The following is a 22,651-nucleotide window of genomic DNA, read 5'->3' on the forward strand; positions in this document are numbered from 1 at the left end:
TTCCGGAGGTTTCCGGCGGCGGGCCCTTCCGCGTTCGTCCGGGTCAGGACGTCTGGGGCTCGAAGTCCCAGAACGGGCGGTTGCGGGAGCGGGCCGACACCGTGTGGACGTGCTGCTTGCCGAGCGTCGCCTCCAGGTCCGACAACGCCTCCTGCTCGACCTTCTCCGCCTGTCGGCGGTCCCGCAGCCCACGCAGGTCGGCCGCGTGCGCGATGCGGGCCGACAGGGTCAGCGGGTGGGTGCGGCCGAGCGACTCGGCGGCCCGGGTCACGGTGTCCCTGCTGAGCTCCGCCGCGCTCTCGGTGTCCCCGACGAGGTTGCGCAGCGCGGAGGCGTTGAGGGCGCAGCCCAGGGCCCAGGGGTGGCTCTCCCCGACCGCCTCCGTCATGGCGGCCAGCGCCTGCTCGATGAGGACGTGGGCGTGCTCCCGTTCACCCACGTTGCGCAGGATGAGGGCCTGGTTGGCGCGGGCGCCCGCGACGAAGGGGTGCGCGTCGGCGAGCATGATCTCGTAGCGCGCGACGACGGCCTCGCTGAGTTCCCGGGCCCGGTCGATGTCGCCGTGCTCCCGAGCGAAGCAGCTCTGGGCGCAGGCGAACATGAGGGTCCACGGGTGGGTCTCGCCCATCACCCGCTCACCGTTCTCCAGGACGGTGCTGAAGAGTTCGCCGGCCCTGGCGCGCTCGCCGTTGCGGTAGTGGCACAGCGCGAGGTTGTACTCGGCCTTCAGGGTCTGCGGGTTGCTGTCCCCCATCACGATCGCGTTGTCGCGGACGCTCTGGGCCTGGATCGATTCGGCCTCGGTGTAGCGGCCCAGCAGCCGCAGGTCGATGGAGTAGGAGATCTGGGAGTCGAGCGTCCACGGGTGACGCCCCTTCAGGACCAGCCGCCGCGCCTCCATGACCTGCCGGTCGATGTTCAGCGCCTCCTGGTAGACGCCGAGCAGGCGCAGCGAGACGGCCACGTTGTTGCGTGCGTTGAGGGTGCGCGAGTCCTGTTCGCCGAGAAGCTCGTGGTAGGCCGCCTGGGTCCACCGGGACAGTTCGAGGGCCTCGTCGTAGCGGCCCAGGCCGCGCAGGTCGGCGGCGAGGCCGCTGGCGAAGCGCAGATGTTCCAGGTCCTGCGGTCCCCGCTCCTCCCGGAGCTGTTCGACGGCCGCGCGGTTGAGGACCTCGGTGCGCGCGTACTCGCCGCCGGCGCGCAGCACGTTGACGTAGTGGAACGTCAGCTCCCAGATCCTGGGGTGGCTCTCGCCGAGCAGCGAGCGCCAGGCCTCCATGGCACGTTCGCCGAGCTTGCTGCCGGCCACGTACTCGCCGGAGAAGTACATGTAGCGCAGGCAGTTGAGGACCATGCCCTGTACGGCCGGGTCCCGGCTGTTGAGGACGTCCGCGTACTTCAGGTGGGGCACCAGGTCGGCGTACCGCTGCCACAGGCGGGTGTCGGTGGGCCGGCGTGGGTCCGCCGCGGCGAGGGCCCGTCGTACGACGTCGATGAACTCGGCCCGGTCCGCGTCCGGCATGTCCTTCTGGACGATCTGGTGGACCATGCGGTGCAGGTAGAGGGACTCTCCGGAGGAGGCAGCCTCGTCGCCGAGGGTCTCGTGGGACTCCAGGCGGACCACGGAGTACTGGCGCAGCTGGCTGATCGCCTTGTTCCACAGCAGCGGGTCGTTGAGCAGGCCGGCGATCTGTTCGGGCAGGTCGCCGCTCGGCATCTCCTTGAGGAGGCGTACCGGGATGAAGCCGGGGGCGAAGAAGGTGCAGAGCCTGAGGAGGTCGACGGACTCGGGCACGGTCTCGCGGAGCTTGTTCAGCAGTATCGACCAGGCGGTCTGGAAGGCGAGCGGGAAGTCCGCCGAGACCTTGACGACGTCCTGGTCGATGCCGCCCTCCAGCAGTCCGATGTACTGCTGGACCGACAGGTCGGAGTCGTTGAGCCAGCCCGCGGTCTGGTCCAGCAGCAGCGGCAGGTCCTCCAGGGCGTCCGCGAGCTGGTCCGCCTCCGGCTCGCTGAGACGCGGCGCGCGGCGGCGGATGAACGCCACCGACTCGTCTCGCGCGTACACCGGCACCTCCAGGAGCATGCTGTTGTGCTCGCTCCACTCGGGGTTGCGCGAGGTGATGATCACGTGGCCGGGGCCCGTGGGCACGAGGTCCCAGATCTGGTCGGGCTCGTCGGCGCCGTCCAGGATCAGCAGCCATCGGGCGTACGGGTCGCCCCGGCGCAGCGAGTCCCTCACCGCGCGCAGCCGTTCGCCGTACTCCTGGCCGGTCCGCAGGCCCAGTTTGGGGGCGAGTTCGGCCAGCAGCCGTCGGTAGGTGACCCGCTTCTCGGCGTTGACCCACCACACGACGTCGTACTCGGACCCGAAGCGGTAGACGTATTCGGCCGCCAGCTGGGTCTTGCCCACCCCGGACATTCCGTGGAACGTCACCACGCCCGCGCCCGGCGCGGCGCCCTGCAGCTGGTGGTAGGCGTCGTTGAGGAGCGGCTCGCGGCCGGTGAATCGGGTGTTGCGGCGCGGGACCCCGCCCCACACCTCGGGCATGGACGCCGGGAATCGCGGTGAACGCCGCTCGACCGTCGCTTCCTCGGGCCGCGGCGCGGACGTCAGCCCGAGGCGCTCCAGCAGTCGCCGCTCGGCCTCGTCGGCTCCGACGTTGATCAGTTCGACCGGCGCCAGCACGGCGGCCGCTGTGGGCAGGGACGCCGTGGTGACGGAGACGGCCGCGAAACGTGCGGGGTCCGGGGCCACCACCTCGCTCAGGGCGGCGTTCCACTCCTCGCGGCTGCGCGGCCCCATCTGGAAGTACCACTCGCTGACCACGACGAGGATCCGGCCCTCGGCCATCATGAGATGACGCAGCAGGTCGACGAGTGGAATCTCCGCCGGGGCGTCCCACCTCTGGAAGACCACGCGCAGTCCCCGGCGCTCCAGCCGGTCGCCGACCCAGGCCGCCCAGGCGCGGTTGAACCCGGCGAAGCTGATCGTGACGGTCTGTTCGGCCGCCTCCCCCACGGTCGTCGTGACCGGCGTACGAGCTCCAGACATGCAGCGGCCTCCAGCGCGTAGTCCACAAAATCCTAGAACCTCGGCGCATCGCTGGTAAGTACGGCGGGCCCGCGAACGACACCTCGGCGCGACGATCTTTCCGCAGTGGACGGCTCGACGCGGGTATCTTCACTCATTCAGCCGTGGCGTGGACGGAGTCTGACGCCGCGTCCACAGCATGCGCGCGGCCTTCAGATACGCCTGGGCCCGGGCGGTGTGGCCCCGGGGGGCGGGGTGCTCGGACATGTTCTCGTAGGCCGCGGCCATGGAGTCGACGAACCGCCGTCCCCGGACGGTGAGCCGGGGCGAGCCGACGAGCGCGGGCAGGGTCGCGCCGACCTGGGCGCGGTAGCGGGCGTGCTGGGCCCAGGCCGACTCCCGGTGGGCGGGATCCGCGGTGAGCGCGCGGCGCTGGAAGAAGTCCGCGAGCCCCAGATGCGCGTAGGCGCCCTGCAGCAGACCGTCGAACGGGCGTGGGTCCGGCCGCCAGGGCGCGAAGTAGCGGGCTTCGGAACCGGCCTGATGGAGCGTCGTCAGATCGCTCAGCGCCGCCAGCTTCGCGTGTTGCAGTTCGTGGACGAGCGTCGCCGCGAAGGCCACCGGCGAGGGCGGGGTGCTGCACAGCAGTGCGCCGAACGCGTCGCGCCGCGTCGCGCTGCAGCCGCCGTCGCTCTCCCCCGGCCCCTCCGCGTCCGGCGGCATCTCCAGGGGGACGAGGCAGCGCAGCAGCGCCTGTGCCTCCGTCACCCGGCGTTCGCCGCCCGTGCGCAGGGCGGCGGCCGTGCCCGACCACGCCTGCAGCCACCGCTTGCGCTCCGGGTCGTCCAGCGTCGTCGGCGCGCTCAGGGCTCGGTGACGGGGATCGTCCCGCACCGAGCGGTAGGGGGCGAGATCGTCCAGGGGCATGGGCGGGGCCCCCGGCACCAGTCCCGGCAGCGCGTGGGCCGACGTCCAGGAGAGCGCGCCGGACCAGGCGCCGAAGCCGTGCTCCAGGAACACGGTGACGTCCGGCGCGTCGGGCCGACGGAGCGTCAGCCGGTTCCGCGCGTGGACCGCCCGGACCGCCGTGTCGCCGGCGGTGGCCGTGTGCAGGGTCCCGAGGGAGGGAAGGTGGAGCACTCCGTCGTGGGCCGTCAGCTCGGTGGTGAAGGGGATGCCGGCGCGTGCGGCGGCCGTGGCGGCGAGGGCGCTGAAGTGTGCCAGCGCGCGCCGGAGTTCGCGGGCGTCCTCCGGTGCGGGCGGTCGCTCCACCGGGTCCAGGCCGCGCAGACAGGTCAGCGCCCAGGGCCCGGTGAGCGGGTACAGCAGCCGCGCGCGGGCGGAGGAGGCGGCGACACCGCCGGCGGGTCCGCGAGCCCGGTCGGCCCGTCCGGCGCGGTCGGCCTCCGAGAGCAGTGCCCAGTCGTCCCGCAGCCGCGACTTCTCGGCGGGCGGGCAGACGGCCGCGTCCGCCGCCTGGGCCGCGTCGAGCACGGCCCGCAGCAGGAGCAGCCGTCGCGTGTCCTGATCCCGGACGAGGAGGGCGAGCGTGTCGGCGCCGCCCTCGGACCGGCCGAGTTCGGTGAGAGCCCGGTCCCAGACCGCCGGGAGGATCACGGGGCGCCCCCTTCGGGTGCGGACGGGACCACGGCGGCGTCCGCGAGCCGGGCGGCCACATGACGGATGAAACGCTGGAGGTCGGCGCAGTACACGGAGGGATTGCGGAAGCCGTGTCCCGCCCGGTACCGGTGGGCGTAGTGACCGCCTCCGCAGACCGCGAGCAGCGGACAGGCGCGGCACCGGTCGGCGAGAGCCTCCACGCCCGCCTGTCGGGCGGCCACCCCCGGGTGCCGCAGCGCCTCGTCGAAGCTGTTGTCGAAGACGTCCAGGCCGGTGCTCGCCGCGCCCCGGTAGGCCGACTTGAGGGCGTCCACCTGCTCGATCGATCCGTCCGTCTCGACCACCACGGCGTCGAAGGGCTCCAGCCCCAGGGCCTCCGTGACCGCCGGCAGGCCCAGCAGCAGCGAGATGCACTCCTCGAACAGCCGCACCCGCGTCTCCCGCCGTCCGGCCTTCCACCAGCGGTCGAAGACGGCGCACAGCCAGTCGCCGTACGCCGTCCCCGTGCCGCCCCCGTGGGGCGGTGGGGCCGACCAGTTCCCGTGCGGCAGCAGCAGGTCCAGAGCCGGCGGGCGCAGGGCGAGCAGGGACTCGTACGTCTCCACCGGGTCCCGGTCGAGGTCGACGACCGTGAGGACGCCGGCGTACGACTGCGGGAATCGGTCGGCCACCAGGCGTGCTCCACGGGAGGCCGCGGGCCAGGAGGGGCGTCCGGCGTGGTCGACGCGTCGGGTGTTGTGGGCGGCGCGGCCGCCGTCGAGGCTGATGCCGACGCCGATCCGGTGCCGGGCCAGGGTCGTCAGGTTCTCCTCGGTCAGCAGGGTGGCGTTCGTCTGGACGACGGCGCGGACGGCGCAGCCCCTCGGGGCGCGGTCACGGACCAGAGCGGTGAACCGGCCGAGCGTGTCGGCGCCCGCCAGCAGCGGCTCGCCGCCGTGCAGGATCACCGAGAGCGCCTTCAGGCCGTGCGTGCGCGCGTGCTCGGCGATGCGAGCGGCGGTGCGGTCCAGCACCTCGGGGAGCGCCGCGGCGGGGCGGTCGCGCCAGGTGTCGTCGGGACCCTCGTAGAGGTAGCAGTACCGGCACGCGAGATTGCAGCGGCCGTGCACCTTGACGATGAACTGCCGGAAGGGCGCGGGCTGTTCGGACACCTCAGCACCCCCTGTCGTATGCCCGTGCCACGACCCCTCTCGCACTGGAACCGTTTCCCGTGACCGAGCGCCCCGCAAACGCGCGGCGGCCCACGCTGGCCGATTCGGTGGACGAGAAGACCGAAAGCCATGTGGCGACGGGGCCTCCGCGTGCGGCGGCCCGGGCTCGCGGCTGTTCGGGCCGGGCTGCTCAGAACGAGCTGTTCCAGCCCCAGAGCATCTCGCTCGGCCGCCGGGCCCGCTCGCGCAGATCCGCCAGCACCTCCTTGAGCAGCGGATGCTGCACCGTGCCCAGTTCGGCCAGGCTCAGCCGTGTCAGGTCCGGCAGATCCGTCAGGTCCGGCAGATCCGTCAGGTCCGAGGGGCCCGACAGGTCCGACGACGGATCCTCTGTCGGCCCCGCGCGGTCTGCCGGTTCGACGTGTCCGTCCATCCCGTTCCCCACCCCTCCCGGTTCGCCCCGGTCACGTCGCGCGCTCCAGTGCGGCCAGCCGCTCGGCCGTCTCCGCGGCCGTGGGGCCGTCGGCGACCAGGCTGCCCTCGGGGAGCCGCGACCACTCCGCGCGGGCGGCACGATAGGCCTCCCGGGCAGCCCTCGGACGAGCGGCCGCCTCGTAGGACATACCCCGCCAGTGGTGTGCTTGCGCACCCGTGCGGACGGCCTCCTGCCGTCGGCGGTCCGTTTCGGCCACGCTCTCCGCCTCCCGGGCGGACTCCGCCGCGTCGCGGAAGGCGTCGACCGCGAGGTCCAGGCGGGCCGGACGGCGCAGGCTGCGGTAGGCCTCGAACTGGACCTGGCCGAGTTCCAGGCGGCAACGGGCGGCGAGCAGGGGGTCCTCCGCGTCCGCCGCCGCGAGGCCGAAAAGGTGCTCGGCCTCGCGCAGGTCGACCCGGTCCCCGCGGGCCCGGTAGCGCAGCATCAGCGCGCGGCCGAGCAGCAGCAGCCGGTGGGCGACCTGACGGCTGCCCGCCGGGGTCTCCATCCGGCAGTCCCGCAGTACTCGGATCGCCCGGGACAACGCGTCCCGCGCCCGCACCCCGGACTGGAGCCCGGCCAGCCGCAACAGCGCCTCGCCCCACTCGGCGAGGACGTCGGCGTGCGCGGGCGCGTCCCGGGACATCCGCTGGGCGGCCTCGCCGAAGCGGTCCGCGGCCGCCTCCAGCTCCGCCGGTTCGCCCGACTCGGCGTAACGGGCCACGGCGATGCGCCCGGCCCGCGCCAGCAAGGACGCCCGCCGGCCCTGGTCGCGCACCAGTGCGAGGGCCTCGTCGACCCGGGCCTGGGCGTCGTCCAGGGGGCCGCCCGCCTGGAGCAGCGCGTCGACCAGGTCGAGCAGGATGCGCACACGCGCGCGTGCCGACTCGGCGGTGTACGGCTCCGCGCCGGTGTCCAGGGCGTTGCGCAGCGACTGCGCGCCCTGCTCGGCGTAGAGGCGGGCCTGGACGGGGTCTGCGGTGGCGCCGGAGAGCCGCAGCAGGATCCGGCCGTGTTCCAGGGGGAGTTCGGGCGGGCGCCGGCGCCGGTCGGGCCAGACGTCGGCGAAGGCCTCCAGCATGCCGACGGCGCCCTGGAGCAGCGCGCTGTCCCCGCCGAGCCGCCACTGTGCCTCCAGGGCGCGCACCCGTTCCAGGGTGAGCTTCAGCGCCTGGTTCTCGTCGAGTCCGGGTGCCGCGCAGGCGACGGCGTACTCGCGGTCGGCGCGGCGCAGCAGGTCCAGGGCGCCGGTCCGGTCGCCGCGCCGCCTGCGGTCGGTCGCGGCCGCGTGCAGCACCCGGGCCAGCACGGCCCGTTCGCGCAGCCGGCCCGGGTGCGCGGTCGCCCGTTCCGCGGCCGCCTCGGCCTTCTGGAGCAGGTCGTCGCCGCCCTGCACCTCCCACAGGCGCAGCGTGCAGTGCGCGTACTCGGCCCACAGCTCGGGGTCCGCGGCCGCCCGCTCGCGCTCGGTGGCGCCGCGCAGCAGCTGCACCGCGTCGATGACGTCCTGGATCATGCCCTCGCTGTCGAAGCGTTCGATCAGTGCCCGCGCCCTGCGGACCGCCTGGTGCGTCGGCCGGTCCGCGGTGGGCCCCTGGCCGGTCCGGCCGCCGTAGGTCTCGAACTGCTCGGGCAGCGGCATGAACCGCCGCAGGACGCGGGCCGCGACCTCCGCGAAGGGCTGCGGCACGGGGGCTTCGTCGCCGTTGCCGCCGTTGTCCCCGTGGTCGCCGTGGTCCCCGTGGTTCCTGTGACCGCCGTGGTCGTGACCCGTGCGGTGGGTGGTGGACGCGGACGACCGGCCCGTGTCGCCGTCGCCGAGCTGCGCCAGGGCGAGGGCCGGGAAGTTGGGGCCGCCCTTGCCGAAGCGCTGCTCGATGTACTCCGAGCAGTGCTTGAGCACCAGCATGGCCTCGTCGCGGCCCAGCCGGGACAGCAGGGCGTCACGGACGTCGGGCTCGATGCGGTACCACTGGGCGCCGCCGTCGGCGTACTCCTCCGACGCGCGCGTGACGAGGCCGCCGACGAGCACCTCGGCGAGTTCGGCCGGACCCGAGTCGGGCAGCATCGTGCGCTGGACGAGCTGCATCACCGGCAGGCACAGGGGCGCGGCGGCCAGGTAGACGGCGAGCCGTCCGGCGGCCGGGGAGGCGCTGGAGCTGAACCGGCTGACCCGTTCGAAGGGCGTGCGCCGCCGGTCCGCGCGCGCTGCCGGCGCGGGCGGCTGGTCCGCGCGCACCCAGCCCACGGCCCCCGGGACCGGCCCGCCGCCGGACAACAGCCGGGCCCAGGCGCCGAGGGCCACCGGCTCGGGTGGCAGCACCGGCACCGGCAGCGCGCCCCGGCGCGCCTCCGCCGGGACACCCGCGGGGGTGCGTACGCGCAGTGCGGCCGCTCCGCCCAGCGTCTCGCCACGGCTCAACCGGCAGAAGAGCACGGGGAGCCGGGTGCGGTTCCACAGGCGTTGCGGCAGCGGCTGGAGCACCGCGACCGGGCCCTGCCGGGAGAGTTGGTGCAGCAGCCGGTGCGCGTGACCGCTGTGCCACAGGGGACCCGCGCAGTCGCTGACGAACAGGACGATCCGGCGGCCGGTGGGGTCGCTGAGCCGGTCCGCGGAGTGCAGCGGCGCCGCGTAGGCGTCGGGGCTGCGGCTGACGGCCGGCTCCCCGTCCGGCCCCTGGTGCAGGTGACTGACCTGGATGTCGGAGAAGGCGCCCAACTGGCCGAAGACCTGCTGGAGTTCGATGAACAGCCGGTCCCACACGCGCATCGAGGACGAGGCGTCCATGACCAGTTGCAGCCGGGCGTCGCCCCGGGTGACGGCCCGGTGGACGGGCAGGATCAGGCCGCCGGCCTGTGCGCTGCGCTCCGCGGTCGCCGTCTCGTCGAGCCTCATCCGCAAGGGCGGCGCCGGGCTCCGGTAGCGCTGCAACCGCCGTAAGGCACGCTGGAGTTCGAGCGGCGCGGGCAGCACCGGGGCGGCGGGTACGCCCACCGGCAGCGCGGCGGCCCGTCCCGCGCCACGGGCCCGCGACGCTCCGTCCTGCGGCACCGGGTACAGGCTCACCCGCCCGTCGGCCCCCACGTCCTGCGGCGGCCGCGGCGGCCGCTCGGTCCGCTCATCCGCCCGCGCGTCCGCGCCCCGGCCGTGCGACCCGGCGAGCCGTGGTGCCGGGCGCCCGCCGGCCCGGACGGACGGCCCCTCCGGCTCCGGGTCCTGCACCGGCCGGGTCCACCGCGCCAGCCAGAGCGCGTCGCACAACTGCGGTACGTCCGGGTCCAGCCCGACCTCACGCAGCCGCGCGACGAGCTCGGCCAGCGGATCCCCGCCGCGCCCCACGGAACCCGACCCACCACGGTCCCCACCCGGGCTACCCGGGACCCCGAAATCGTGCTCCCCGGCCGGGCCGCCAGGGTCATCGGAACCATGCCCCCCGGCCCGAAGGGCACCGGGGCTCTCGGGACGGCGGCCGTCGGGGAGGCCGGGGCCCTGGGCGTCGGGACGGCGACCGTCGGCCGGAACCGGGCCCGGCATGCGGGCGCGGCTGCCGTCGGGTGGGACGGGGCCCTGGGCGTCGGAACCGTGACCCTCGGCCGGAACGCCACCCTGGGCGGCACCCGGGGCGGCGGGGCGGCGGTCGGCCGGGGCGGGGCCCGGTGTGCCGGGGCGGGGGCCGTCGGGTGGGACGGGGCCGTGGCGGGCCGCTGCGTCGGGCATCAGGCCCTCACCTCGGGCGGTCGAGTCGCTGGATGAGCAGGTCGGCCAGGCGGTCACGACTGGGCGGCGCTGCCGCGTCGGTGAGGTAGATCGCGTTCAACAGCTGGTCCGCCGCGAGGAGTTCACTGCGCGACCGCTCCAGGAACCGCGTGATCAGGTCGTCCCCCGCGCGCGCCGCCTCGTCACCGAGATGCGCGCGTACGAAGGTGGCGAGCCGGTTGTGGTCGGGGCGCCCCAGCTCCAGGTGGATGCACCGGCGCATCAGCGGGGCCGGGAAGTCGCGCTCCCCGTTGCTGGTGAGCACGACGAACGGGAAGGCCCGGCAGCGTACCCGGCCGTCCCGCACCCGTACCTTCACGCCGTCGGCAGTCAGCACCTCCGCCTCGCCGTCCGGCAGCCGGTCGGCGATGCGCTCCAGCTCGGGGATCGCGAACTCGCCCTCCTCCAGCACGTTCAGCAGGTCGTTGGGCAGGTCGATGTCGCTTTTGTCCAGCTCGTCGATGAGCAGGACGCGCGGGGTGTCGGAGGGCAGCAGCGCGGTGCCGAGCGGTCCCAGCCGGATGTAGCTGCCGATGCCCTCGACCGCGCCCGGCGAGCCCGCCGCCGACCCGTACCCGCCCTGCGCGGCGATCTGCACGTCCTGGAGCCGGGCGATCGCGTCGTAGTGGTAGAGCCCGTCCTGGAGCGCGGAACGGCTGACTATCGACCAGCGCAGCACGTTGCCGAGGCCGAGTTCGTACGCCACCGAGTGGGCGAGCGTGCTCTTGCCCGCGCCGGGGCTGCCCGTGACGAGCAGGGGGCGGCGCAGATAGAGCGCCGCGTTGATCATCTCCAACTCCTCGGCGCCCGGCCGGTGCAGTTCCGCCAAGTGCCGGTGCGCGCCGAGCCTGCGGTCCTCGGACCCGTCGCCGGAGCCCGCCGCGTCCCGGCTGGTGAAGTCCCGCCAGGGCGGCGGATCGGGCAGCCGCTCGATCCCGTCGTGCGGTTCGCCGGCGCCTCGGTAGATGAGCCACTCACTGGATTCGGTCATGATCCGGTCCTCGTCACTCGTCCACCGCCGCGGCCGTCCGAACGTGCATCACGTTATCCATCCTGGGAGTGCCTGGTAAGGGGCCGACGGGCCCTGCGGGCGGGTGGGTTCAAGGGGCCTCCAGCAGGTCACCGGTTCCGGGGAGCGGCTGGTGGGGATCGTCGTACAACAGGGCCACGCCGTCGGCCCAGAAGGACTCCGTGCGGCCCGCGCGCAGCCGCATCCGGAGATCGTGCACGGCCTCCGGCAGGTGCTGCGCGCTGGGTGGTTGGGCGATCCCGTCGATCGTGCCGCGGTGGAACTCCCCGCAGACGGCGTCGGCCCGGCCGCGCCGCCTGCGCCACAGGGCGACGCCGTAGCCGCCGAGCACGATCCGGGCGAGTGCCTCCGCGTCGTCCTCGTAGCGAAGGTCGCCGTAGCGGCAGAGCACCGGGACGGTGCCGTGCGACAGGGCGCGCAACTGCTCCACGGTCGGTACGGGTTTGCGCAACCCCTCGTCGCAGTCCAGGACTTCGGCCCTGGCCCGGTGCGCGTGGAGCCAGCGCCAGCGGGCCCGGCGCTCCTCGTCCACGTCCTCCGGGCCCTCCGGGTTCTCCAGGTCGTCCGGGAAGTCCGGATCGTCCGGGGCGGGCGCGTCGGCCGCCTCGTCCCGACCGTCCGGTCGCCCGCCTTCCGCGCGGCCGGGGCCGAAGCGGTCCACGGCGTACGCGCCGAACGCCTCGTCGGGCAGCCGGTCCCGGTCGGCGCAGCGCACGACGACCGGCCGCAGGGCCCCCAACGGTGCCTCGTCGGGCGGCAGTTGCCAGTTGTCGACCTCCATGCCGAGCAACGCGTGGGGCAGCGCCACCTGCAGGAGCGCGGGCCTGCCGGGCTCGTCGCAGTGGCGGAAGGCCTCCCCGAGCGGGCCGGCCAGGTGCGCGGACAGATCGGCCAGGGACGTGCGCTCGGCCTCGTGCAGACGGACCACCTCTCCGCCGGGCGCGGCCACGGACACCGACCAGTCGCAGCGGTCCGGTTCCCAGCCGCGGAGCACCACCTCGAGCAGCGCGGAGGGCCGGGCCGCGCTGCCGACGGCACGGGCACGCGCGCGTGCGCCCGGCCCTCCGCCCCGGTGCGGCCTGCGCCTGCCGGAACCGCCCGTCGGACCGGCACCGCCGGGGACCGTCTCGGGGGCGGCTTGCTCCGCCTCGTCCCGTCGGCGCAGGCGCTCGATCCGCTGCTCGGCGAGGCCCGACCGGTAGCGGGCGCTCAGCCGCTGCGCGGCCTGCCACACCCAGACCCACAGGGCCTTCTCGGCGTCCGGAGTGCTGGGCACGACGAACGGGCGCGGAGCGGACATCGCCCGCATCGCGTAGTCGAGGACGAGCTCCAGCGCCCCTTCGTCGCTCGCGCTCTCGTACAGCGCTCCGAGGCCGTCGCGCCAGCCGCGCGGCGCGGGCAGCGGGGTGAGGGTCTGGAAGTCCGGGAGGGAGTCGAGGATGTCCAGCAGGCCGCGGGTGCTCTCGGGCGGCGGGAGTTCGGCGAGCCGGCCCAGCAGCTGGATCCGCTCGTCCGGACTGAGGGTGCGGCCCGGCCGCGCGCCCAGCCGGCCCTGTACGTCGGTCCAGGTCTGCCGCCGGGACGCCGGGTGGCGCTGCCGGTCGCGGTGGTAACGGTCGTGGGCGTGGAACACCGCCTGGTAGAGGTCGCTGTGCTCGGCCGGCACCGCCTCCGCGGGCACCGCCTCCGCGGGCACCCGCAGGGTGCGCAGCTGCTCGACGCCGGTCGACGTGCCGCCGGGCCGGTGGTCCGAGCGCGCCTTCAGCACGCCGATCACCTCGCCGCGCACGGGGTCGATCACCGGGCCGCCCGAGACGCCGTACGGCAGGTCGTTGTCGCCCAGCCGCATCTGCACGTCCGAGGACCAGCCGCCGATGGTGCCCTGCACCGTGAGCGTGCCGTCCAGGACCTGTAGGCGGCCCTCGTTCTCGGTCCAGCCCGCGTACAACACCCGGCCCTCGCCGTAGTACGCCGCCGGACGCTCGGAGACGTACACACACTCGTGGTCGTCGACGGGTTCGGTCAGCTGGACCAGGGCGAGGTCCGGGGCGGGCCAGTTGCCGCCGGACAGGACATGTTCCATGCCGTCGGCCCGGTCGGGAAGCGTCGCCACGACCCGGCCGGGGGCGGTGGACGTGCCCCGCCCCGGTGCCGTCTCATACACCACCGCGACCTCGCCCCCTTCCCCGCCGCAGGCCACATGTGCGCAGGTCAGAACCCAGTTCGGGGCGACGAAGAAGCCGCTCCCGAGGAACGTGCCGGGCTCCTCCAGGGCATACCCGACGACCGGGCGATGAATGCGCACGGTGGCCGCCACGACGAGTCCACGCAGCGCACGGCGGGCCGCATCGAACGCGTTCGATGCGCCCGGGGCGTGCCCGCCGGTCATACCCCGCCCCCGCCTACGGCGCCGTCGGCGCCTCCGTGCATCGGCGCGCCGGGAGACGCGCCCGCGTGCCGGACCCCGCCCTCGTCGCACGATGAGCCGTCCCGCACGCGGGGGCCCGCGCCGGGGAGCCCACCCGGAGCGCGGGCGGCGGTGATCCCCCCGAGGGTCCCGCCGGAGGCTCCGCCGGGGGCGTGAGCGACAGCGGAGGCGTGAGCGAGACCGGAGGCCGGAGCGACACCGGAGACTGGAGCAAGACCGGAGGCCGGAGCGGCCCCCGAGACGGGAGCGATACCGGAGGCCGGAGCGACACCGGAGACGAGAGCGATACCGGAGGCCGGAGCGACACCGGAGACGAGAGCGATACCGGAGGCCGGAGCGACACCGGAGACGGGAGCCGGGCGGCCCGGCGACGACGATCCACCACGCGCGTGTGAATCCGGACCAGGCGAAGAGCCGCCGCCACGCGCGCGTGGGCCCGACCCTGGTGAGCCACCGCCACGAGCGTGCGGGCCCGACGCCGGAGGTGGGGGTGTTCCCCGGTCCGGCCGGGGTGTACCCCGGTCCGGTGGAGGGGTGCCTGGGTCCCGCGGAAGGGTGCCCGGGTCCGGTGGAGGGGTGTCCGGGCCCGGTGGGGGTGCGTCGAGATCCGGTGGTCCGTTGTGCCAGGTGAGGGTGACCGTGATGGCGGCCTTGGCCTCACCGTCGGCGAGCAGACCCACGACCTTCCCGGCCTTGGCGGTCAGCTCGATGCCGAACTCGACGCTCACCTCGTCCGGCCGCACGGCGCGCAGCGGCTCCGCCAACGACCGCGCGACGCCCGTGACGAGCGCGTGCAGGCTCTCCACGCCCGCCTCCACCCGCTCGGCGAACCCGGTGTCGCTGTACGACAGCCGCCCGGACGGCGCGGACAGCTCCCCCGCCCCCGAGATCCGGGCCCAGACGGGCGTCCCGTCCGGCAGCGCGATGCGCGCGACCCGCGTCACCTCGTCACCGTTCATGGCACTCCCCCGTTTTCCCCGGTCCCCCCGGACCGGCACACTCCGGTGCGCAGGCCGGCCGGGGCGTTCCGACCGTGCGAGGGTCCCGGCGGCCCGCGGGACGCCGTCCCCCTGCGCCTATCCTTTTCCTGTCCCCTCCCCCACCGGAGAGCGGATCTCTTCCTCCCCTCGCAGGAACAAGGGTCCTTCCCCCGAGGGGGGATCCCTATCCCTGCGACAGACCCACGGAGCACGATCCATGTACTTCACCGATCGCGGAATCGAGGAACTCGAGAAGCGGCGCGGCGAGGAGGAGGTCACCTTCGAGTGGCTCGCCGAACAGCTGCGGACGTTCGTCGACCTCAATCCGGACTTCGAGGTGCCGGTGGAGCGGCTGGCGACATGGCTGGCGCGGCTGGACGACGAGGACGACGAGTAGGCCGCACGAACGGCCGGTTCATGCGGAGGGGGCGCCTTGCGGGGCGCCCCCTCCGGCGTGCGCGGGGGTGATCACCGGAGCCTGTTCACCGAAACGGGTGTCTTGACTTTCACGGTCCGCGATATATCGTGTTTGACGGGATACGCGATATGGCGTGTCGTGTCGCCGTCGTGGAGGAGGTCCGCACCATGTCCGAATGGTCCGTCGCCGAGCCGAGGAAGCTCTCATTCGACGAGCCCGTGAGCGAACTGCACGTGCGCATCGTCGACGGCACTGTGAACGTCGTGGGCACCGACGAGGGCCCCGCCCGGCTGGAGGTCTCGCGGATCGAGGGACCGCCCCTGGTCGTGAGCCACCGAGACGGGAACCTGACGGTGGCGTACGAGGACCTGCCCTGGAAGGGCTTCCTCAAGTGGCTCGACCGCAAGGGCTGGCGGCGCAGCGCCGTGGTCTCGCTGGCCGTCCCGGCCGGCACCCGCGTGGAGGTGGGCGTGGTGAGCGCCGGGGCGGTGGTCTCCGGCATCGACGGCCACGCGGAAGTGAAGGGGGTCAACGGGGACACGACCCTGGTGGGGCTCGCCGGCCCGGTGCGCGCGGACACCGTCTCCGGAAACGTGGAGGCCCAGGCCCTCACCGGCGATCTGCGCTTCAACTCCGTGTCCGGAGACCTGACCGTGGTCGAGGCGGGCTCCTCCGTGAAGGCCGACTCCGTGAGCGGGTCGATGATCGTCGACCTGGACCCGACGAGCCGCCCCACGACCGTCGACCTGACCAGCGTCTCGGGCGAGATCGCCATCCGGCTCCCCCATCCGGCGGACGCGCGGGTGGAGGCGAACACCGCGAGCGGCTCGGTCTCCAACGCCTTCGAGGACCTCCGGGTCAGCGGCCAGTGGGGCGCCAAGCGCATCACCGGCCGGCTGGGCGCGGGCAACGGCACCCTGAAGGCGACGACGGTCTCCGGCTCGATCGCCCTGCTGCGAAGGCCCCCGGCGGACGACACGTGGGGCGCCGCGACGGACGACGCGCGGGAGGACAGGCGGAAGGCGTCAACGACTACGGGGGCCACGGGAGCACCGGCTCAGGCGTCGGCGGCGGCCGCGGAACCGGCCCCGGCCCCGTCCAGCGCAGCCGGACCGGAGGGTGAAGCGCGCTCCGGGCGGCCCACCGACTCGGGGGACAATGCCGTTTCCGGCCCGGGCGGCGAGACCTCCTCCGGCGACCCGGCCGACAGCACGACCGACAAGAAGGTGCTCTGACATGCCTCCCGTCTTCGCCCACGGCCGTCTCCGCCTCTACCTGCTGAAGCTGCTGGACGAAGCGCCGCGCCACGGCTACGAGGTGATCCGCCTCCTCGAAGAACGCTTCCAGGGGCTCTACGCGCCGTCGGCCGGCACGGTGTACCCCCGGCTGGCCAAGCTCGAGACCGAGGGCCTGGTCACCCACACCACCGAGGGCGGCCGCAAGGTGTACGCCATCACCGACGCGGGCCGGGCCGAGCTGGCGGACCGCAGCGGCGAACTGGCCGACCTGGAGCTGGAGATCCGCGAATCGGTCGCCGAGCTGGCCGCCGAGATCCGGGCCGACGTACGCGGCGCGGCGGGCGATCTCCGGCGCGAGATGAGGGCGGCGGCCACCGAGGCCCGCCGGGGCGCCGGAGCGGGTTCCGCGGACCCCGGCAAGCCCGGCGAGTTCGGGGAGTACGGGGAGTACGGCGACAAGGAGGCGTGGAGCGCCGCCAAGGAGGAGATGCGCCGCGTCAAGCAGGAGTGGAAGGAACAGGCGCGCCGGGCCAAGGACGAGAGCCGCCGCGCCCGCGAGGAGGCCCAGCGGGCCCGCCGTCAGGCCAAGGAGGCACAGGAACGGGCCCGTAGCCAGGCCCAGGAAGAGGTGCAGCGCATCGCCCGCCGGGTCCAGGAACAGGTACAGGACCACTTCACCCGGGGCGACTGGCCGACCGGCGTCCGGGAGGGCCTGACGGAACTCGCCAAGGAGTTCGGGGAGTTCGGCAAGGACTTCGGAAGGGGATACGCCAAGGACTTCGGCTTCGGCCGCACCGGCACGACGGGACCGACGTCGGGACCGACGACGGCCTCGGGCCCGACGGGTTCGGCAGGTTCGACGAGTTCCACGGGTCCGGCAGGTTCGACGGCGCCCACGCGTCCGGAGTACTCCCGCACCCCGGAGGACTTCCCCGCCGAGTACGAGCCGGCCTGGGCCCACGAGGACACCGGCGGCGACCCGACCCGCGACCTGGACCGGCTCCTCGACCGCTTCCGGGACGACATCCGTGACGCGGCCCGCGACCACGGCGTCACCGCGGACCAACTCCGCGAAGCGCGCCGTCACCTGTCCACGGCGGCGGCGCACATCGGAGTGATACTGCGGGCCCCGAAGCCCTGACCCCGGCCCGGCCCCGATCTCAGCCTCAGCCCCGGCCCCGGCCCTGATCTCAGCCTCAGCCCCGGCCCTGACCCCGGCCCCGGCCTCGACCGCCTGACCCGCCCGCTCAGCCGGCCTTGGCCTCGGTCGCGGGACCCGGGTCGCCTCCTCGGTCGTCGCCGCCGTAGAGCACGCGAGTGAGGGACGCGTGCGTGACGCCGTGGTCGGCGAGGATCTCGGAGGGGACGCCACGGCGGACGGTGAGGGCGAGCAGCAGGTGTTCGTCCCCGATGCGCCGTTCGCCATGGGCGAGGGCGACGCGCAGGGTGCCGGTGAGCAGGTCCTTGGCGCCGCGGCTGAACAGTCTGCGCCCGGACCGTCCGCCGAGGAGAGCACCCCGGTCGGCGGCCAGCGCTCCTTCGCCGTGCGCCTCCTCGACCCGGGACACGATCTCCGACAGGTCGATGCCCAGCCCGGACAGGGCGTCCGCGTCGGCCCGGGAGAGTCCGCCGCGACGCCGCGTCTCGGCCAGGTCCCGCACCAGCCCCGCCCGCCGGCCGGGCGGCAGACCGAGCGAGGCCAGCGCGAAGGAACCGCGACTGCCCTCCCGGTCGAGCAGGGAGAGCAGCACGTGCGTCTCCTCGACCCGTGTCGCGCCCTCCCGCGCGGCGTGTCCCACGGCGCCCTCGACCACCGCTCGGGCGTCCTTCGTGAACCGCTCGAACATCAATGCCTCCCGTACTTCTTGTGCACGGCCTGCCTGCTGACTCCGAGCTCCGCGGCGATCTCCTGCCACGACCAGCCCTGGTTGCGCGCACTGCGCACCTGCACCGCCTCCAACTGCTCCAGCAGTCGGCGCAGTGCCGCGACGGCGCGCAGTCCGACCCGTGGATCACGGTCGCCGGCGCGCTCGGCGAGATCCGTTGCTTCGGTCATGATGTCAACCTACGTTGACATTCGGGCGGCGTCAACCACAGTTGACAAGTACGGCGTGCGAAAGGCGGGCCCGGAAACCCGGACCCGCCTGACAGCCGTGGCGGCGGACTCGGCCGCGACCGAGAACTCAGCCGTTGGTGAGCACGATCTTGCCGAACTGGTCGCCGGACGCGAGCCGTTCGAAGCCCTCACGGGCCCGGTCGAGCGGCAGGACCTCGTCGATGACGGGGCGGACACCGGTGGCGGCACAGAAGGAGAGCAGGTCCTCCAGTTCGTCCTTGGTGCCCATGGTGGAGCCGACGACCTTCAGCTCCAGGAAGAAGATCCGGGTCAGCTCGGCGTGCGAGGGCCGGTCACCGCTCGTGGCGCCGGAGATGACGAGTGTGCCGCCGGGCCGCAGGGACTTCACCGAGTGCGACCAGGTGGCCGCGCCGACGGTCTCGATGACGGCGTCCACCCGCTGCGGCAGCCGCGCACCGGGCTCGACCGCCTCGACGGCCCCGAGCTCCAGGGCCCGCTTCCGCTTGGCCTCGTCCCTGCTGGTGGCGAAGACCCGCAGCCCCGCCGCCTTGCCCAGCACGATGGCCGCCGTGGCGACACCGCCTCCGGCGCCCTGGACGAGGACGGAGTCACCGGGCCGTACACCGGCGTTGGTGAAGAGCATGCGATACGCCGTCAGCCAGGCCGTGGGCAGACAGGCGGCCTCCTCGAAGGAGAGCTCCCTGGGCTTGGGAAGGATGTTCCAGGACGGCACGGCGACCTGCTCCGCGAACGTGCCCTGGTACCGCTCGGTCAGGATGGAACGAGGCTCGTCGGGCCCGACGCCATGCCCGGTCTGGCCGATGACGGAGTGCAGGACGACCTCGTTGCCGTCCTCGTCGACCCCGGCGGCGTCGCAGCCGAGGATCATCGGCAGCCGGCCCTCCGGGAGACCGACGCCCCGAAGCGACCAGAGATCGTGATGGTTGAGGGAGGCGGCCCTGACATGGACGGTGCTCCAACCGGGCCGGGCCTCGGGGGCCGGGCGCTCCCCCAACTCCAGGCCGGAAAGCGGCTGGTCGCGGTCGATTCGGGCGGCGTAGACGGCGAACATGAAACCGACCCTAGGGTCCGGCGACGGCAAGCGAAACCGGACGGCACTGTGACACATGCCCTCTTGCGTATCCCGGCCCACCCGCGCCGCCGGCTCCCCGCACTCGTCGCCATGCCCGCGGACGACCCTCCTGGACCTGCGGCGATGACGAGACCGCCGATCCAGGCGGCCCAGGCACGGCCCAGAACATCCCGCCCCGCCAACGCACCGATCGCGCACCCCCAGGGCGACCCAGCCGCCCGACGGCACCCACCGGACACCGCCCAGGCCAACCCAACCCGCCCAACAGCACCCATCGCACACCCCGGGCAACCCAGCCCGCCCAACAGCACCCATCGCCCAACCCCCAGGGCAACCCAGCCCGCCCAACGGCACCCATCGCGCACCGTTCAGGCAAGCCAGCCCGTCCGGCGATTGAGGACGAGGCCCGTTCAGGGCCGAAGCGGGGGTCCGGGGGCGGCAGCCCCCGTGGACGGCGCCGCGTCATCACCCGAACGGGCGGGTGGGTGGGCAAAAAAAGATGGCCCCGCCAGAACCGGCGGGGCCATCCACGCCCGCGTCAGCGACGAGCAACCCCTTCGGCACGAGCAGCCGCGGCCACCGCCGCGGTCACCGCAGGAGCAACCCTCTCGTCGAACGGCGACGGAATCACATAGTCCGCCGCGAGATCCTCACCGACGACCCCGGCCAACGCCTCGGCCGCCGCGATCTTCATACCCTCGGTGATCCGGGACGCCCGCACCTGCAGCGCGCCCGCGAAGATCCCCGGGAACGCCAGCACGTTGTTGATCTGGTTCGGGAAGTCCGACCGCCCGGTCGCGACGACGGCCGCGTACTTGTGAGCGACGTCCGGGTGGACCTCCGGAGTCGGGTTGGCCATGGCGAAGACGAACGCGCCCTTCGCCATCGAGGCCACCGCCTCCTCCGCGACCGTACCGCCGGAGACGCCGATGAAGACGTCGGCGCCGGCCAGCGCGTTCTCCAGCGACCCGCTCAGCCCGGCCTTGTTGGTGAACCCGGCCAGCTCGCGCTTGACGTCGGTCAGGTCCTCCCGGTCCGCCGAGACGATGCCCTTGCGGTCGGTGACCGCGACGTCCCCGATACCGGCCTCCACCAGCATCTTGGCGATGGCGACACCGGCCGCGCCGGCGCCCGAGATGACGGCCCGCAGCTCGCCGATGCCCCGTCCGCTCAGCCGCGCCGCGTTGCGCAGCGCCGCCAGCGTCACGATCGCGGTGCCGTGCTGGTCGTCGTGGAAGACCGGGATGTCGAGCGCGTCCTGGAGCCGGCGCTCGATCTCGAAGCACCGCGGCGCCGAGATGTCCTCCAGGTTCACTCCGCCGAACGAGGGCGCGAGGCGCACCACGGTCTCGATGATCTCGTCCACGTCCGTGCAGGCGAGCGCGATCGGAACCGCGTCCACACCGCCGAACTGCTTGAACAGGATCGCCTTCCCTTCCATGACCGGAAGAGAGGCCTCCGGGCCGATGTCCCCGAGTCCGAGCACGGCGGTACCGTCGGTCACGACGGCGACGACGGACGACTTCCAGGTGTAGTCGTTCACCAGCTCCGGCCGCTCCGCGATCGCGGTGCACACGCGCGCGACGCCGGGCGTGTAGGCGAGGGACAGGTCGTCCTTGTCGCGAACCGGGACGGTGGCCTGCACGGCCATCTTTCCGCCGCGGTGCAGCGCGAACACCGGGTCGAACGAGTCGAGGGGCTCCGCACCGCCCTCCTGGCCCGTTCCGTCGGCGCTCTCGCTGCGAGGATTGACGATCTCCGCTGCCACTGTGTCTTACCCCTTAGGTCTGCATGGTTTGAGGGTGGCCACTCCTGATTGAGAAGTGGGCGGGCATCGCGCGGGTCCCAGAGGTGATGCGTACGGGCGCCTGCGCGTCGGGCACGCCGCACACGCGCCCTGAGCCCCGGATGAGGGGTGTAAAAATCCTTCTTACCGGACGGAGAGCACAGCCGACGAGTCCATTCCGTGCAAGGTCACACGGCTCACTCTGTCCACCTTGGACAGAGGACGGCTCGAGTGACATGACTCATGCGGAGGACTCGCCGGGCACCCGAAACCCTTGACGCGGAGTCAAGTCGACGAACAGCGCGCATGCCGAGCGACCACATCGTGTGATCAACCGAAGATCTTTCGGCCGGAACGAGGGATTCCCGCAGATGGTCCGGCTCCGTCCGGCCGTGATGTACCGGAGTGATGGGGTTCGGGGGTCGCCCGTTATCCGATTTTGACATGGCTGGCCCCCAGAATGGCGTAGTCCGAATGGCAAGATGCCGTCATCACACGAGGTCGCGACACCCGAAGGTGTGTGTTCTCGTCGACCCATCGGCATTTGTCGACCCATCGGCATCTCCATCCATCCGCCGGAGGAATCCACCATGACCGCAAGCTCCACCCGACGCACGACCGCCGCGCGCACCCGCCTGGCAGCGGTCGGATCCCTCGCGGTCGCGGGCGCCTTGCTGCTCACCGCCTGCGGCGACCAGACCGAGGGCGGCGGCGGCTCCTCCGAGTCGTCGAGCAGCTCCGACAAGGCCCCCCTCTTCTCGAAGCTCCCGGCCGACATCCAGAAGGCGGGCGTCATCAAGGTCGGCACCAACGCCGAGTACGCCCCGATGGAGTCCGTCGAGGGCGGCAAGATCGTGGGTGTCGACCCCGACGTCGCCGCCGCGCTCGGCAAGCAGCTCGGCGTCGACTTCCAGTTCACGTCCGGCGGCTTCGACACCCTGATCACCGCGGTCAACACCGGCCGCTACGACGTCGCCATGTCGTCGATCACGGACAACAAGCAGCGCCAGGAAGGCCTGGACGACAAGGGCAAGAAGCTGGGCGAGGGCGTCGACTTCGTCGACTACTTCACCGCCGGCACGGCCATCTACGTCCAGAAGGGCAACCCCAAGGGCATCAAGACCATCGACGACCTCTGCGGTCAGACGGTGGCGGTGCAGCGGGGCACCACCTACGAGGAAGCCCTCCAGGCGCAGTCCAAGACGTGCACGGGCGCCGGCAAGAAGGCCCTCAAGATCGAGTCGTTCGAGAACGACACCGAGGCCCAGACCCGCGTGAAGTCCGGCGGCGCCGTCGCCGGCGTCAACGACTACCCGGTGGCCGTGGACATGGCCCGCAAGGCCGGCAACGGCAACACGTTCGAGGTCCTCGAGAAGCAGTACGAGGCCGCTCCGTTCGGCATCGTCGTCGACAAGAAGAACACCCAGCTGCGCGACGCCCTCAAGGAGGCCGTCGACGCGATCATCAAGGACGGCTCCTACCAGAAGGTGCTGGAGAAGTGGGGCGCCGAGAGCGGCGCGATCAAGGCCTCCGCGATCAACGGCGGCAAGTGATCCACCCGCAC

15 protein-coding genes and 1 pseudogene are annotated in these 22,651 nt (G+C 73.3%); 4 read left to right on the forward strand and 12 right to left on the reverse strand.

Features of this window, described 5'->3' with window-relative positions; all coding sequences use genetic code 11:
• Positions 1-43: 43 nt before the first annotated feature.
• The 8 genes and pseudogenes from fxsT to ACIPFH_RS08640 form a co-directional block, all read right to left on the reverse strand.
• Entirely contained in the window at positions 44-3,055 is a 3,012-nt protein-coding gene (fxsT, locus tag ACIPFH_RS08605; RefSeq protein WP_401824406.1) for an FxSxx-COOH system tetratricopeptide repeat protein, read from the reverse strand.
• A gap of 129 nt (positions 3,056-3,184) precedes the next feature.
• Positions 3,185-4,648, reverse strand: coding sequence for an aKG-HExxH-type peptide beta-hydroxylase (locus tag ACIPFH_RS08610; protein ID WP_401825108.1), 1,464 nt, complete (start codon positions 4,646-4,648; stop codon positions 3,185-3,187).
• Positions 4,648-5,805 (reverse strand): FxsB family cyclophane-forming radical SAM/SPASM peptide maturase, encoded by a 1,158-nt coding sequence (locus ACIPFH_RS08615; RefSeq protein WP_401824408.1) that lies wholly within the window; start codon positions 5,803-5,805, stop codon positions 4,648-4,650. The genes ACIPFH_RS08610 and ACIPFH_RS08615 overlap by 1 nt, the downstream gene beginning before the upstream one ends.
• Positions 5,806-5,995: 190 nt before the next feature.
• The gene (gene fxsA, locus ACIPFH_RS08620; RefSeq protein WP_401824410.1) at positions 5,996-6,238 is read right to left on the reverse strand and encodes an FxSxx-COOH cyclophane-containing RiPP peptide; all 243 of its coding nucleotides are present in this window, start codon (positions 6,236-6,238) and stop codon (positions 5,996-5,998) included.
• Between the two features lie 31 nt (positions 6,239-6,269).
• Positions 6,270-9,998 carry an SAV_2336 N-terminal domain-related protein gene (locus ACIPFH_RS08625; RefSeq protein WP_401824412.1) on the reverse strand — a complete coding sequence of 1,243 codons (3,729 nt, stop codon included), beginning with the start codon at positions 9,996-9,998 and terminating at the stop codon, positions 6,270-6,272.
• Between the two features lie 7 nt (positions 9,999-10,005).
• Positions 10,006-11,028 carry a MoxR family ATPase gene (locus ACIPFH_RS08630; RefSeq protein WP_356259633.1) on the reverse strand — a complete coding sequence of 341 codons (1,023 nt, stop codon included), beginning with the start codon at positions 11,026-11,028 and terminating at the stop codon, positions 10,006-10,008.
• 109 nt (positions 11,029-11,137) lie between these two features.
• Entirely contained in the window at positions 11,138-13,456 is a 2,319-nt protein-coding gene (locus ACIPFH_RS08635) for a trypsin-like peptidase domain-containing protein (RefSeq protein WP_401824414.1), read from the reverse strand.
• A 470-nt stretch (positions 13,457-13,926) separates the two neighbouring features.
• Positions 13,927-14,454, reverse strand: a pseudogene (locus ACIPFH_RS08640) (CU044_2847 family protein); the annotation flags it as partial.
• 238 nt (positions 14,455-14,692) lie between these two features.
• On the opposite strand from ACIPFH_RS08640, the gene ACIPFH_RS08645 reads away from it, so the two are divergent.
• The 3 genes from ACIPFH_RS08645 (at position 14,693) to ACIPFH_RS08655 (ending at position 17,272) form a co-directional block, all read left to right on the forward strand.
• Positions 14,693-14,872, forward strand: coding sequence for a DUF6104 family protein (locus ACIPFH_RS08645; RefSeq protein ID WP_003992906.1), 180 nt, complete (start codon positions 14,693-14,695; stop codon positions 14,870-14,872).
• Between the two features lie 188 nt (positions 14,873-15,060).
• The gene (locus tag ACIPFH_RS08650; protein ID WP_401824416.1) at positions 15,061-16,128 is read left to right on the forward strand and encodes a DUF4097 family beta strand repeat-containing protein; all 1,068 of its coding nucleotides are present in this window, start codon (positions 15,061-15,063) and stop codon (positions 16,126-16,128) included.
• 1 nt (position 16,129) lies between these two features.
• Positions 16,130-17,272 carry a helix-turn-helix transcriptional regulator gene (locus ACIPFH_RS08655; protein WP_401824418.1) on the forward strand — a complete coding sequence of 381 codons (1,143 nt, stop codon included), beginning with the start codon at positions 16,130-16,132 and terminating at the stop codon, positions 17,270-17,272.
• 106 nt (positions 17,273-17,378) lie between these two features.
• Here ACIPFH_RS08655 and ACIPFH_RS08660 read toward each other — a convergent pair whose 3' ends face one another.
• The 4 genes from ACIPFH_RS08660 to ACIPFH_RS08675 form a co-directional block, all read right to left on the reverse strand.
• The gene (locus ACIPFH_RS08660; RefSeq protein WP_401824420.1) at positions 17,379-17,978 is read right to left on the reverse strand and encodes a Clp protease N-terminal domain-containing protein; all 600 of its coding nucleotides are present in this window, start codon (positions 17,976-17,978) and stop codon (positions 17,379-17,381) included.
• A complete protein-coding gene (locus ACIPFH_RS08665; RefSeq protein ID WP_016437953.1) occupies positions 17,978-18,187 on the reverse strand; it encodes a helix-turn-helix domain-containing protein in 210 nt (69 codons plus the stop codon). Before ACIPFH_RS08665 ends, ACIPFH_RS08660 begins: the two co-directional genes overlap by 1 nt.
• A gap of 127 nt (positions 18,188-18,314) precedes the next feature.
• On the reverse strand, positions 18,315-19,280 hold the full coding sequence (locus ACIPFH_RS08670; protein WP_356264994.1) for a zinc-binding dehydrogenase: 966 nt from the start codon (positions 19,278-19,280) through the stop codon (positions 18,315-18,317).
• Between the two features lie 559 nt (positions 19,281-19,839).
• Positions 19,840-21,069 carry an NADP-dependent malic enzyme gene (locus ACIPFH_RS08675; RefSeq protein WP_356265308.1) on the reverse strand — a complete coding sequence of 410 codons (1,230 nt, stop codon included), beginning with the start codon at positions 21,067-21,069 and terminating at the stop codon, positions 19,840-19,842.
• 608 nt (positions 21,070-21,677) lie between these two features.
• Between ACIPFH_RS08675 and ACIPFH_RS08680 the strand changes: the two genes are divergently transcribed.
• A complete protein-coding gene (locus tag ACIPFH_RS08680) occupies positions 21,678-22,640 on the forward strand; it encodes an ABC transporter substrate-binding protein (protein ID WP_401824422.1) in 963 nt (320 codons plus the stop codon).
• Positions 22,641-22,651 lie beyond the last annotated feature (11 nt).

The sequence above is a fragment of the Streptomyces sp. NPDC088157 genome, from assembly GCF_044741545.1.
Lineage (GTDB): Bacteria > Actinomycetota > Actinomycetes > Streptomycetales > Streptomycetaceae > Streptomyces.

What these genes read in the sequence shown, in the direction of transcription:
- ACIPFH_RS08630 (WP_356259633.1), bottom strand. Translation starts at nt 11,028, where the DNA reads ATGACCGAATCCAGTGAGTGGCTCATCTACCGAGGCGCCGGCGAACCG.
- fxsT (WP_401824406.1), bottom strand. Translation starts at nt 3,055, where the DNA reads ATGTCTGGAGCTCGTACGCCGGTCACGACGACCGTGGGGGAGGCGGCC.
- ACIPFH_RS08645 (WP_003992906.1), top strand. Translation starts at nt 14,693, where the DNA reads ATGTACTTCACCGATCGCGGAATCGAGGAACTCGAGAAGCGGCGCGGC.
- ACIPFH_RS08635 (WP_401824414.1), bottom strand. Translation starts at nt 13,456, where the DNA reads ATGACCGGCGGGCACGCCCCGGGCGCATCGAACGCGTTCGATGCGGCC.
- ACIPFH_RS08665 (WP_016437953.1), bottom strand. Translation starts at nt 18,187, where the DNA reads ATGACCGAAGCAACGGATCTCGCCGAGCGCGCCGGCGACCGTGATCCA.
- fxsA (WP_401824410.1), bottom strand. Translation starts at nt 6,238, where the DNA reads ATGGACGGACACGTCGAACCGGCAGACCGCGCGGGGCCGACAGAGGAT.
- ACIPFH_RS08660 (WP_401824420.1), bottom strand. Translation starts at nt 17,978, where the DNA reads ATGTTCGAGCGGTTCACGAAGGACGCCCGAGCGGTGGTCGAGGGCGCC.
- ACIPFH_RS08655 (WP_401824418.1), top strand. Translation starts at nt 16,130, where the DNA reads ATGCCTCCCGTCTTCGCCCACGGCCGTCTCCGCCTCTACCTGCTGAAG.
- ACIPFH_RS08650 (WP_401824416.1), top strand. Translation starts at nt 15,061, where the DNA reads ATGTCCGAATGGTCCGTCGCCGAGCCGAGGAAGCTCTCATTCGACGAG.
- ACIPFH_RS08670 (WP_356264994.1), bottom strand. Translation starts at nt 19,280, where the DNA reads ATGTTCGCCGTCTACGCCGCCCGAATCGACCGCGACCAGCCGCTTTCC.
- ACIPFH_RS08680 (WP_401824422.1), top strand. Translation starts at nt 21,678, where the DNA reads ATGACCGCAAGCTCCACCCGACGCACGACCGCCGCGCGCACCCGCCTG.
- ACIPFH_RS08625 (WP_401824412.1), bottom strand. Translation starts at nt 9,998, where the DNA reads ATGCCCGACGCAGCGGCCCGCCACGGCCCCGTCCCACCCGACGGCCCC.